General features: G+C 62.3%; 10 protein-coding genes. 8 read left to right on the top strand and 2 right to left on the bottom strand.

Going from position 1 to position 11,975, the window contains the following annotated elements:
* Nucleotides 1–67: 67 nt before the first annotated feature.
* The gene (locus C5J26_RS11200) at nucleotides 68–1,606 is read right to left on the bottom strand and encodes a tannase/feruloyl esterase family alpha/beta hydrolase (RefSeq protein ID WP_105401814.1); all 1,539 of its coding nucleotides are present in this window, start codon (nucleotides 1,604–1,606) and stop codon (nucleotides 68–70) included.
* A 109-nt stretch (nucleotides 1,607–1,715) separates the two neighbouring features.
* Entirely contained in the window at nucleotides 1,716–2,693 is a 978-nt protein-coding gene (locus C5J26_RS11195; protein ID WP_245441146.1) for a LysR family transcriptional regulator, read from the bottom strand.
* A gap of 125 nt (nucleotides 2,694–2,818) precedes the next feature.
* On the opposite strand from C5J26_RS11195, the gene C5J26_RS11190 reads away from it, so the two are divergent.
* From C5J26_RS11190 to C5J26_RS11155, 8 genes are read left to right on the top strand one after another with little or no spacing between them, the layout of a single operon-like run.
* Complete coding sequence (locus tag C5J26_RS11190) at nucleotides 2,819–3,739, top strand: ABC transporter permease (protein ID WP_105401813.1); 921 nt, start codon at nucleotides 2,819–2,821, stop codon at nucleotides 3,737–3,739.
* Between the two features lie 10 nt (nucleotides 3,740–3,749).
* Complete coding sequence (locus C5J26_RS11185) at nucleotides 3,750–4,589, top strand: ABC transporter permease (RefSeq protein WP_105401812.1); 840 nt, start codon at nucleotides 3,750–3,752, stop codon at nucleotides 4,587–4,589.
* Nucleotides 4,590–4,630: 41 nt separating this feature from the next.
* A complete protein-coding gene (locus C5J26_RS11180; protein WP_105401811.1) occupies nucleotides 4,631–6,208 on the top strand; it encodes an ABC transporter substrate-binding protein in 1,578 nt (525 codons plus the stop codon).
* On the top strand, nucleotides 6,208–7,044 hold the full coding sequence (locus tag C5J26_RS11175; protein ID WP_245441145.1) for a creatininase family protein: 837 nt from the start codon (nucleotides 6,208–6,210) through the stop codon (nucleotides 7,042–7,044). Before C5J26_RS11180 ends, C5J26_RS11175 begins: the two co-directional genes overlap by 1 nt.
* The gene (locus C5J26_RS11170; protein WP_105401809.1) at nucleotides 7,041–8,693 is read left to right on the top strand and encodes an ABC transporter ATP-binding protein; all 1,653 of its coding nucleotides are present in this window, start codon (nucleotides 7,041–7,043) and stop codon (nucleotides 8,691–8,693) included. Before C5J26_RS11175 ends, C5J26_RS11170 begins: the two co-directional genes overlap by 4 nt.
* Nucleotides 8,690–9,367, top strand: coding sequence for an RraA family protein (locus C5J26_RS11165; protein WP_105401808.1), 678 nt, complete (start codon nucleotides 8,690–8,692; stop codon nucleotides 9,365–9,367). The genes C5J26_RS11170 and C5J26_RS11165 overlap by 4 nt, the downstream gene beginning before the upstream one ends.
* On the top strand, nucleotides 9,364–10,914 hold the full coding sequence (locus C5J26_RS11160) for a gamma-glutamyltransferase (protein ID WP_205836972.1): 1,551 nt from the start codon (nucleotides 9,364–9,366) through the stop codon (nucleotides 10,912–10,914). Before C5J26_RS11165 ends, C5J26_RS11160 begins: the two co-directional genes overlap by 4 nt.
* Before the next feature lie 10 nt (nucleotides 10,915–10,924).
* Nucleotides 10,925–11,797, top strand: a complete 873-nt coding sequence (locus C5J26_RS11155) for an N-formylglutamate amidohydrolase (RefSeq protein ID WP_105401806.1) — start codon at nucleotides 10,925–10,927, stop codon at nucleotides 11,795–11,797.
* The last annotated feature ends 178 nt before the right edge of the window (nucleotides 11,798–11,975 follow it).

Genomic DNA, 11,975 nt, shown 5'->3' with positions numbered 1-11,975 from the left:
CCGCCTCGCGACTGGAGTCCGGAATCCAGTCGCTTGCGCTCAATCGTGCAAGGCCAAGGGACCCATGTTAGCGGTTCCGGCAGTCGAAGCTTGCCGCGCTGTCGACATTTCCGTCCCCCTTGTAGTGCGCGTAGGACGGGTAGGGGCATAACGGACGGGTTCGACCTGGAAAAGCCTTGCCCGAAGCTTCGACACTTCGTGGAGCTTCATCCTTTTCGACCCAGTCGACCAGCTCGGTCAACATGTCGAACTGGTCGAGACCGGCGGGGCCGCCACGGCAATGGGCCATGCCTGGAACGAGATAGAGCTTGGCCCAGCCCTCCACCGGCTTGCCGGTCTTGGTCGCCGTGCTCATCCGGTTGAAGAAATCGACCGTATCGTTGGAAGAGAACCACGGATCACTAACCCCATGGAAGAAAATGATCTTGCTTCCCCGGGTGGCGAAGGAACTGAGGTCCGTCCATTGATCGGCGTTGATCAGCCGCTGCTGCGGATCGCCGATATCGGCTTTCTCGACGGCATCGTCCACATCGAAACTCGTGGCGTTGTTCTTGAACTGCCGGTTGCGCTTGTCATCGAACCGCATGAGTCCTGGAATGGAATCTGCCGTACTGATGACGCCCGTATCGTAGGGAAACGCCACATAGGCAGGCCGGCCTGATGCATCGAGCGTCGGCGAAAACGTCTCCGTCACCACGTCCACCTGCTGTTTCGTCAGGCAGCCGTCGGCTTTACCGACAGGGCAGACAAGGCTCGCCGGATCGAATTTGCATGCGCCCGGATTTGCGATCATTCCGTCCTCGAGGCCATCAAGACCATCGCAGGACTTCAGTATCCCCTTGAGAACCAGATCGCGATCGGCATCCGAGAAGGCTTTCGCTCGGTCCGGCGCGCCGTCAGGGCCGGCCGGGGATATCCTGTTCATCGCAACGTTCTTGGCGGCGAGCGACATGTTCGAACGGCTTGTGCGCATGGCCGGAGCCCCGGCGATAATGCCGTCGAACAACATGGGAAAGCGTTGCGCAGAGGCCATCGCCTCGCGCCCGCCGGTCGAACATCCTGCGAAATAAGAGCGATCGGCAACCTTGCCATAATAGGCGGCGACCAGTGCCTTGCCGAGCACCGTGACCTTCTCGACCGACCAGCCGGCGAAATTCAGCGTGGCAATCTGATCCGCCCTGAACGAGGCGTCCCAGGCCTCGCCCTTGTGGCCGCTATCATGCGAAATGACGGCGAAACCCCGAGAAAGACCATTCTGCGCTCCGGCGGCCACGTCTCCCAGGGCTGGCCGCACGACGCCATTCAGGCCTCCGCCGCCCTGGACCAGAAACCTTCCTGTCCAACTGTCCGGCAGGGCAATGGAAAACCCGATGGCATAGGGTTTGCCGTCCGCGCCGGTGCGGTGTTCGAACGACCCGCTGACAAGACAATGACCCGGTCCCTTGTCCTTGATGTGATCGGCGCTTGCGACCTTCATGTCGAACCCGGCCAGCTGCAGGGTCTTCGCCGCCGAGCATTTGGCTTCGGGCGACGAATCCGCGGCGACGGCCGGCGTCAAGCCGGGCACGAGGGCAACAAACGCTGTGGCAACAACCAGCCTGATCATATCCGATCGTCCTCCTCCATGACGCAGCCTCCTCAAGCCGCGCGGCAATCGCACCAGATTTCAGGCTGCCTGTCAATCAACGGCGGCGCCGCTTGCCTGCCCCAATCGGCTATTCGGGCTGTCCGCCGATCGTTTCCAATTGTGCCGGCGGGACGGACATGGCCGGCCACTTGATGGCAGTTCTCACATCCTTCATTGCTGCTATCCGACGCGTCGTCTCGACGAAATCGAGCACGATTTTCGATTTTTCCTCCGCATGCCAGGCGACGAGCAGTTCGACTTCGGCGGGGATGTCGTCAAGCCGCCTGTACACGAGATAGGGGCTTGGATTGTGGGCGAGCCAGGACGGCGCGATCGCGATCCCGACGCCGGCCGCCACCAGGGTGCCGATCGCCAAGGTATGCGACACCTCCTGCACGATGACCGGATAGACGCCGGCGCGGCGCAGTGCACCCATGATCGCATGATAGTAGCTCGCCCCGACAGTCGGGGCATAGGTGATGATGGGCTCGCCGGCGAAATCCTTGACCGTCAGGTCTTCCTTCTGCGCCAGCCGATGCTCCCTGGGCAGCACCGCCACGAAACCTTCCTGCAGGATATGCTCGGTCTTCAGGAAACCTGCCGGGTTGGTCGGGCGGATGAAGGCCACCTGAACCTTGCTGCTCTGGAGCAATTCGAGCTGCTGCGCCGTGCCCAGCACCTGCACGTCGACGGTCATCGCCGGATAGCGTTTTCGAAAGTCCGAAATGACCGGCGGCAGGACATGCGATAGCGCCACATGCACGCCGCTGACGGAAATCGTTCCGCTATCGTCACCGGAAATGGAACGGGTATGCGTGACCGCCCTGTCGATCCCGCCTAGGATTTCCTGGGCGTGACGCAGAAAGATCTCGCCGGCCGGCGTCAGCTTCACGCGGCGCGTGGTGCGGCGGAAAAGCTTGGTGCCGAGGCGATCTTCGAGCTGCCGGATCTGCTGGCTGAGCGGCGCCTGTGCCATTCCGAGCTTGTCGGCGGCGCGGCTGAAATGCAGCTCTTCGGCGACGCAGGCGAAATAGTGGAGGTGACGAAATTCGATGCCGTATTTCATATCCAGAACATATCAATACCCCCGTGATTTTGTAATAGATAATAATCTATTCCCGTGATTAGTTTTAAAAAAAAGACAATAAGAATTGGAACAGCTGGAGCTTCGGCTTCCGAAACGGAGCGTGAATGACGCGTTTCTGGGCGTTGAAAATTCTGCGGACCGTGTTGACGCTTTGGTTCGTGGTGACTTTCGTATTCGTGGTGCTGAGAACGTCCGGGGATCCGGTCGTGGCGCTTGTCGGCGCCGATGCCACGCCTGAGGAAGTCGAACAGTTCCGCCAGCTCTGGCGTCTCGATGATCCGCTGTGGATCCAGTATTTCCGCTACGTCGTCCAGATGGCGACCGGCCAGTTCGGCATTTCCTATCGCGACGGCCGCGAGGTCATCGACATCATCGCCGAACGGGTTCCGTGGACGCTGATCCTCGGCCTTTTTTCCTATATCGGGGCCATCCTGATCGGCGTGCCGGCCGGCATCATCGCCGCCATCAAGCGCGGTTCGACCTTCGACAACCTGATCATGGCGACCGCGGTTTTCGGCTTCGCCCTGCCGAACTTCTTCCTCGGCATCCTGATGATCCTGCTCTTTTCGCTCAGCCTGCAATGGCTGCCGAGTTCCGGCACCGGCACCGTGTTGCACCTGATCATGCCCGCCATCACGCTTGCGACCTTCACGGCCGGCACGCTCGCCCGCTTCACCCGCTCGGCAATGCTGGAAGTGCTGGACAAGCTCTATATCCGCGCCGCCGCCGCCAAGGGCGTCGGTTATTGGAAACGCATCATTTTCCATGCGCTGCCGAATGCCAGCATCCCGCTCGTCACCATCATCGGCCTCAATCTCGGCGAACTGATCGGCGGCGCCATCGTCGTCGAGACCGTGTTCGCATGGCCGGGCGTCGGCCGCCTGCTGGTAACGGCCGTCTCTTCGCGCGACCTTGCGGTCGTGCAGGGGCTGGTGCTGATCATGGCGGTGACGATGGTGCTCGCAAACCTGGTCGTCGACCTGCTCTACGGCCTGCTCGACCCGCGCATTCGCGTGCAGAATTGAGGGCCGGCGGATGAAGCGCATTTCCCCCATTCTGGTTTTCGCCATCGTCATTCTGGCGATCGCGGTCATCGTTGCCATCATCGGCAATGTCTTCACGTCGCACGGGATGTCGCAGCAGAACCTGCTCGCCCGCCTGAAGCCGCCGGCCTTCATGACCGGCAGCAATCCAAACTTCCCGCTCGGCACGGACCGCATCGGCCGCGACATGGTGGCAAGAGTGATTGCCGGCCTGCAGATGTCGCTTTCGGTGGCGATTGCTGGCACGATCATCGGCGCCGTCTTCGGCTCCGTCATCGGCTTCATCTCTGCGCATTTCCGCGGCTGGGTCGAGGAAGTGCTGATGATGCTGGTCGACTTCCAGGCGTCGCTGCCCTTCATCCTCATCACCCTGACGCTGCTTGCCTTTTTCGGCAACAGCATGACGCTGTTCATCATCCTGATGGGCCTGTTCGGATGGGAAAAATACGCCCGCCTCTCCCGCGGCGTGGTTCTGTCGGCGATCAACCAGCCTTATGCCAAGGCGATCGTCGCGCTCGGCGCCGGCAACGGCCGGCTCTATCTGAAACATGTGCTGCCGAACGTGGCAAGCGCCCTGATCGTCCAGGTAACCCTGACGTTCCCGCAGATCATCCTTCTGGAAACCTCGCTGAGTTTTCTGGGGCTGGGCATCCAGGCGCCCCAGACCAGCCTTGGCCAGATCCTCGGTGATGGCCGGGATTACCTTTCGACCGCCTGGTGGATCTCGATCTGGCCTGGCCTGGTCATCTTTCTCGTCACGCTTTCGATGAGCATCGTCGGCGATTGGCTGCGTGACCGCCTCGATCCGATGCTGCGTGCCCGAACAACCTGAAAATGCCGTTCGAACATAGATGAACAAGGGAAGGTGGAACGATGTTTACAAGACGTGAAGTGGGAAATCTCATTCTCGGAGCGGGGGCGCTGTCGATGGTGGGCAGCCTGCCGAAAGCAAATGCCGCAGACAGGCCGTCGCTCAATATCGCGGTCGACAATCTCTGGGCCAATATGGCGACGATCAACGGCATCTCGACCACGTCGCGCCGTATCTTTCCCAATTTTTACGACAACCTCGTCGACCGCGACTACATCAAGGACGAGAACGGCCTGATCTTCGCGCCGAAGCTCGCGACGAAATGGGAGCAGAAGGGCAATATCTGGACCTTCACTTTGCGTGAGGGCGTGAAGTTCCATGACGGTACCGAGATGACGGCCGAAGACGCGGTGTTCACGCTGTCGCCGGAACGTCTCTGGGGCGCAAAACCCTTCGAGCCGCGCGGCAAGACTTTCACCGCCGGCTTCAAGCGCGTCGAGGCGACCGGCAAATACACGTTCGAGATCGAGACCGAGCGGCCGGACCCGAACATGCCGAGCAAGCTCACCGGCTATATCGGCTTTGTCGTGCCGAAGAAATATTACATGGAAGTCGGCGTCGACGCCTTCGGCCAGAAACCGATCGGCACCGGTCCCTACAAGGTGACAACCTTCCGCTCCGGCGAGATCATGGTTCTGGACGCCTTCGACGACTATTGGGGCGGTCCGCCGCCCGTCAAGCAGATCTCCTGGAAGATCGTCCCGGAATTCGCCGCCCGCATGGCCGGTCTCGTTTCCAAGGAATTCGACTTCATCGTCAACATTCCGACCGACCAGGAAGCCGCGCTCGAAAAATACCAGGGCGTGACGCTGAAGCGCGTTCTGGCCGACAACTACCCGGCTCTCGCCTTCAACACCCGTCCCGATCCGGAAGACAATCCGCTGGTCGATCCGAACCTGCGCTACGCCATGGTCCAGGCGATCGACATGAACGCGATCGTCCAGGCGCTGTTCAACGGCACCACGGAACACCCGGCAGTTCCGTTCAACTTCAAGGAATACGGCAAATTCTACGACCCGAACTTGCCGGTGAAGCTCCCCTACGACGTGGCGGCCGCCAAGGCGCTCGTCGCCAAGACCAAATACAAGGGCGAGAAGCTGCTGTGGCATATCACTCGCCAGTTTTACCCGAACTACGAAGCCGCTGCCGAAATCATGGTCGAGCAGTGGCGCGAGATCGGCGTCAATGTCGAGGCGCAAATCCTGGACAATTTCGAGCTCGTCTATCGCCGCCCCTATCACATGATGAACATGTCGATGAGCTCGGACTTCATCCCGGGCGATCCCTACCAGCCGCTGTGGCTCGATTGGGGTCCGACGGCATCGCGTTCGACCGCCACATGGAAGACCTGGGACCCATCGCCGGAATTCATCGCACTCGGCAAGAAGTTCGATGCCACCACGGATTTCGAGGAGCGCAAAAAAGCCTATCTCGCGCTTTCCGAAGAATGGCAGCGCATCACGCCCGGCTATTATCTCTGGAAGAGTGTCTATAACTGCGCCCATCGCGCCGGCATCGAGTTCAAGTTCAAGCCGAACGGCGAAATGCGCATCTACGGCGATTACTTCAAGTTCGTATGATGAGCATCAAACGCAAGCATGCGCTGAAGGACATGACGTTCGCGGAGTTCCGCGAACGCCTTTCCGAAAAGCCCGTCATCCTGCTGCCCTTCGGCAGTCAGGAGGAACAGGGACCCCATGCCCCGATGGGCGATTTCATGCTGACCGAAGCGGTGGCGGCAAAGGTGGCGGAAGCCTCCGGCGCGATCGTCGCGCCGATCATCCCCTTCGGTTATGCCGATTTTTTCAAGACCATTCCCGGCGGCATCCAGTTCCGGGCCTCGACCTTCTCGGCCGTGGTCGAGGATACCGTGACCGCTTTTCTCGATCACGGCGTCGAGCATATCCTGATCCTGAACGGCCATACCAGCAATGCGCCGCTCTTCGACCAGACGCTTCGCCGCATCCGCGCCGAGCGCGGCGTCTCCGTCGCCTTCATCAATCTCTGGCAGGCGATCCCGGATGCGCTCTGGAAGGAATTGCACGGCTCCTCGGTTGCGGCGGCCCGCGGCCATGGCGGCGATCCGCTGACCTCGATCTACCTGCATCTTTTCCCCGAACTGATGCGGATGGACCTTGCCCGCCCATCCGTGCGCGAAAAAGCCTTCGGCCTGCCGACCGGGGGCGTCAACAATGTCCAGTTCGAGGGCATGCCGGTGCATGTGCCGCTCAATTGCGACGAGGTGAATGCCGACGGCATGCTCGGCGGCGATCCGCTGCTCGCCAGTGCCGAGAAGGGCGCAAAAATGGTCGAGCATCTCGTCGGTTTCTGCGCCCGGTTCGTGGAGCACCTGCGCCGCTGCGACATGCGCTCCGTGACGGCCTTTTCACCACAAGAAGAAAAGGCGGCCTCATGAACAACGAGCGGCTTTCCATCGAACACCTGAATGTGCCGCTGCCACGCGGCGCCGATCGCGCCTTTGCGGTCGAGGACCTGTCGCTCTCGGTCAGCAAGGGCGAGATCCTCTGCATCGTCGGCGAATCCGGTTCCGGAAAATCGTTGACCGCGCTGGCCGCAATGGGGCTCCTGCCCCGCAACCTCGGCAAGCCTGCGGGCAAGGTGATGTTCGAGGGCAAGGACCTGCTCACCCTCGACGAGGCGTCCCGCCGGGACATAACCGGCCGGCGTATAGCAATGATCTTTCAGGAGCCGACGGCGGCGCTCAACCCGATTTTCCGGGTCGGAGAACAGGTGTCCGAGACATTCCGCATCCACACGTCGCTCAGTGGCGCCGATATCCGCAAGAAGGTAATCGATCTCTTCCGCGAGGTTCAGCTTCCCAATCCCGAGCAGATCTACCATTCCTATCCGCACCAGCTTTCCGGCGGCCAATGCCAGCGGGTGATGATCGCCACCGCCCTTGCCCTCGATCCTTCGGTGCTGATCGCCGACGAGCCGACCACCGCGCTCGACGTCACCACCCAGGCACAGATCCTCAAGCTGATGCTGGAGCTTCGCGCCAAGCACGATACCGGCATCATCTTCATCACCCATGATTTCGGCGTGGTGGCCGAGATCGCCGACCGCGTCGCCGTCATGCAGACAGGCAGGCTGGTCGAAATCGGCACGCGCGACGAAATCCTCAACCATCCCAGGCAAAACTATACCCGCCACCTGCTCGCCGCCGTGCCGACGCTGACGCCACGAAAGGAACGCGAAGGCCTCGGCAAGCCGGTGCTGATCGCCAGGAACATCGTCAAGACATTCGCCCGCTCCGGCCTCTTTGGCGGCGGCCGCACCGTGAAGGCCGTGGACGACGTCGATATCACCATCCGCCGCGGCGAAACGCTGGGCTTGGTCGGCGAGTCCGGTTCCGGCAAGTCGACGCTGGCGCAATGCATCATCCGCCTCGTGCAGCCGGAAAGCGGCGACATCCTGATTTCCGGCGGCGATTTCGCCGGCCTCAATGGCAAGGCGCTGCGCGAGGCACGCCGCAAGGTTCAGATCGTCTTCCAGGATCCGTATACTGCTCTCGATCCGCGCCAGAAGGTCGGCGACTCCATCGCCGAAGGCCCCGTCATCCACGGCCTCGACCGCAAGGCGGCGATGGCCCGCGCGCTCGACCTGCTCGAAGCCTGCGGCCTCGACCGTGCCTCGGCCACCCGGTTCCCGCACGAGTTCTCCGGCGGCCAGAGGCAGCGCATCTGCATCGCCCGCGCGCTTGCCGTCGAGCCGGAACTGCTGATCGCCGACGAGAGCGTCTCCGCCCTCGACGTCTCGGTGCAGGCGCAGGTGCTGAAACTGCTGGCCGACATGCAGGAGAGGCTTGGGTTCGGCATCCTGTTCATTACCCACGACCTCAGGGTCGCGAGCCAGATCTGCGACAATATCGCCGTCATGCGCAACGGCCGGATCGTCGAACGCGGCGATCCCGCATCGCTGTTCGGCGCGCCGAAGGAAACCTACACGAAGGAACTGCTCGCCGCCGTGCCCGGCAAGGGCTGGCAGCGTCACGCCCGTGAAACCGAGGCCGGGACGGCAAAATCCCGGGAGGAAACCCCATGAAGAAATATCACATCGGCAGCATGCCGAAACAGGTCGACCCGGAACTCATCGCCAGGTTCGAAAGCGTCGAGGTGGCGACCATCGGCCATTTTCGCCATCGCGGTTTCGTGCATCATTCGATTTCCCCCGTCGTCGAGCCGGGCAGGACGCTGGTCGGCACGGCGGTGACGGTGGCGATCCCGGCAACCGACTCCACCCTTCTCCATCACGCGATCGGCTTCATCCGCCCCGGCGATTTCCTGTTCGTCGACAGGCTGGGCGACGACCGGCACGCCTGCATCGGCGGCGGCGTCGCCTTCGCGATCAAGACGGCCGGCGCCGTCGGCGTCGTGCTCGACGGTCCCTGCACCGATGTGGAGGAAATCCTCGAACTCGATCTGCCGTTCTGGTCACGCGGCGTCTCCGGCATCACCACACGGCTCAACGATCTCGGCGGCTCGCTCAACCTGGCGATTTCCTGTGGCAACGTTCCGGTCCTGCCGGGCGATATCGTGGTTGCCGATGCAAGCGGCATCGTGGTGATCCCGGTCGATGAGGCCGAAGACGTCGTCGAGGAGGCAATCGCGCGTCAGGCACGGGCGGGCCGCAACAAGGACAAGATCGCTGCCGGCGAAAAGCTCGGCGACCTCTCCGGAGCCAGCCGTCTGGTTGCCGCCGCACTGGAGCCGAAATGATGGAAAATCCGCAATACAATTATCTGCGCGTCGAGCGTGGCGTCTATCGCAAGATCGCCGGCATCAGCGAACGCGGCGTCGTTACCTCCCAGCACTACGCGGCGGCCGAGGCTGGGGCGGCGGTCCTGTCGGCGGGCGGCAATGCCGTCGACGCTGCGGTGACCGCCGCCTTCACCTTGCAGACCGTCGAACCCTGGATGACCAGTCTGGCGGCCTGCGGTTACATGCTGGTCGCCCAGCCGGACGGAAAGGTCGAAGTGGTCGAATTCACCGGCCGCGTGCCTTCGTATTTTGACGAGGAATTCTATAGGCCCGATCCCAGCATCAAGACCTTCATCGGCCACCCGGCATCGGTCGACAACCGCAATGTCCGCGGCTTTACCGCAGCCGTCGTACCCGGATGCGTGCGCGGCTTTGCGGAAGCGCTGAAGCGTTACGGTACGATCGGCTTCGACCGGGCGCTGACGCCCGCGATCGAGCGTGCCCGCAAGGGCATCTATGTCGACTGGCACACGACGCTGGCGATCGCGATCGCCGAGGGCGAGCTCGCCATGGATCCCGGCGCCCGGTCGATCTTTCTCCCCAGTGGCCACGCGCCGGAGCCTGGAGTGACGCTACCACTCGATCAGCTCGCCCAGACGCTAGAGCAGCTGGCCAGCGAAGGCCCGGATTCGCTCTATGGCGGCGCGATCGGCGAAAGACTAGTCGCCGATCTCAATGCCGGCGGCAGCTCGATCACCTTGGAGGACATGGCCAGTTACGCCCCCCTCCTCTACCCGTCCCGGACCATGCCCTTGCAGGGCAAGACCGTGCATGTGGCGGGGGAAACCAGCGCCGGCCAGCGGCTCTTCGACGCGCTTGATCACTTCGACAGGACGCGCGGAAAAGGCCCGGTCGACGCTGGTTTCTTCATGGCCATGGCCGAGGCCCTCTGGGAAAGTTTCGGCGCCCATCGCAAACGCCTCAATCCGGCCGAGACGACCAACAAGACCAGCACCACGCAGGTCAACGCCGTGGATCACGAAGGCCGGATGGTGGCGATCACCTTCACGCTGCTCAACCGGTTTGGCGCCCGCGCCTTGTCGCCATCGACGGGCATCCTGCTCAACAACGGCATGTCCTGGTTCGACCCGACCCCCGGTCGCGCCAACTCGCTGACACCGAACGCCTATGCGCCGAGCAACATGTGCCCGGTGGCGATCACCGACGAGAACGGCGCCTTCGCGGCTTTCGGCGCCGCCGGCGGCAACCAGATCGTGCCGTCGCTGGCCCAGCTCACCGGCATGATCCTGCATGCCGGCCTCGACATCGAAGAGGCAATGAACCTGCCGCGCATGACGACCGGCCCGCATAACGACATCATCGTCAATGTCGACATGCCCGCCGACCAGATCGAGGCGCTCGAAAGGATCGCCACGGTGAAGCCCGCCGCAGCGGTCGTTTATCCCCGGCCCTTCGCCGCGCCCGGCATGGTCGGCCGTCGGGGCAATGCCTTTGTCGGCATGCCCGACATCACCTATCCCGCCGCTTACGCCGCCACAGCCTGACGAGACCAAGATGACAGAGCTGACTTTCGCCCCCGTCGATATCGACGGCGTTCTCAAGATCATTCCGCCGACGGCACCGGCCGTACCGCTGGTGTTCGACTCGCCCCATAGCGGCCTGACATTGCCGGATTTCGAGCGCACGGTTTCAGACGAACTGGTGCGCGTCGCCGCCGACACCCATGTGGACGACCTCTTCGGCTTTGCGCCGTTGATCGGGGCGCCGCTGCTGATCGCGCATTTTCCGAGGAGTTTTCTCGACCTCAACCGGTCGCTGAAGGATGTCGACCTGGAAATGGTCGAGGGCGAGTGGCCGCATCCGGTCCGTGACAGTGCCTCGGCACGCCGCGGCATGGGCATCACCTGGCGTTACGCCTGGGGTGACACGCTAATGTATGGCCGCAAGTTGACGGTGAAGGAGCTGGAAGACCGCATCGACACCTATTGGCGACCCTACCACCGCCAGTTGGTTCGGCTGCTCGATGAAACCCATGCGGCCTTCGGCAAGGTCTATCACGTCAACTGCCACTCGATGCCGGCGATCGGCCACGTGCTCTCGCCCGATCCGGCCGGCACCGTCCGCAAGGACATCGTGGTCGGCGACTACGAAGGCGTGTCGAGCGAACCGGATCTCGTGAAACTCGTGGTCGAGACGCTGGAAGGGTTTGGCTATTCGGTGTCGCTCAACGTGCCCTTCAAGGGCGCCGAGCTGGTATCGGCCTACAGCTCGCCTGGCAAAAACCGCCACAGCATCCAGATCGAACTCAACCGCAAACTCTACATGGACGAGGATACCCGTGAGAAGATCGCCGGTTATGACGAGTTGAAAGTTAATCTCGCCAGGCTCGGCACGGTCATGCGCGACTACGTCATGCACAAAAGTTGAGAGGCATCGGGCGCCACCAATCCCGCAACAGCGCGCATAAGCTCTCCTTAACGCTCAATACGTATTGTGGGCGTGCAACAGGCCAGCGCGGAATGGTAGGCGACCTTCATTGACGACAGCGGTTCCCCTTCGATTACATTCATCGCTGCCCGCGGCTCCGGACGGCTGGGCTACTCCG

Origin of the sequence: Neorhizobium sp. T7_12 (assembly GCF_002968535.1) — a bacterium.
Taxonomy (GTDB): domain Bacteria; phylum Pseudomonadota; class Alphaproteobacteria; order Rhizobiales; family Rhizobiaceae; genus Neorhizobium; species Neorhizobium tomejilense.
The sequence above is the reverse complement of the archived record's forward strand: the minus strand, read 5'-3'. Positions and strand labels throughout refer to the sequence as shown.

Coding starts and splice junctions, on each gene's coding strand:
- C5J26_RS11190 (WP_105401813.1), top strand. CDS start 2,819: ATGACGCGTTTCTGGGCGTTGAAAATTCTGCGGACCGTGTTGACGCTT.
- C5J26_RS11170 (WP_105401809.1), top strand. CDS start 7,041: ATGAACAACGAGCGGCTTTCCATCGAACACCTGAATGTGCCGCTGCCA.
- C5J26_RS11195 (WP_245441146.1), bottom strand. CDS start 2,693: ATGAAATACGGCATCGAATTTCGTCACCTCCACTATTTCGCCTGCGTC.
- C5J26_RS11180 (WP_105401811.1), top strand. CDS start 4,631: ATGTTTACAAGACGTGAAGTGGGAAATCTCATTCTCGGAGCGGGGGCG.
- C5J26_RS11185 (WP_105401812.1), top strand. CDS start 3,750: ATGAAGCGCATTTCCCCCATTCTGGTTTTCGCCATCGTCATTCTGGCG.
- C5J26_RS11160 (WP_205836972.1), top strand. CDS start 9,364: ATGATGGAAAATCCGCAATACAATTATCTGCGCGTCGAGCGTGGCGTC.
- C5J26_RS11200 (WP_105401814.1), bottom strand. CDS start 1,606: ATGATCAGGCTGGTTGTTGCCACAGCGTTTGTTGCCCTCGTGCCCGGC.
- C5J26_RS11165 (WP_105401808.1), top strand. CDS start 8,690: ATGAAGAAATATCACATCGGCAGCATGCCGAAACAGGTCGACCCGGAA.
- C5J26_RS11175 (WP_245441145.1), top strand. CDS start 6,208: ATGAGCATCAAACGCAAGCATGCGCTGAAGGACATGACGTTCGCGGAG.
- C5J26_RS11155 (WP_105401806.1), top strand. CDS start 10,925: ATGACAGAGCTGACTTTCGCCCCCGTCGATATCGACGGCGTTCTCAAG.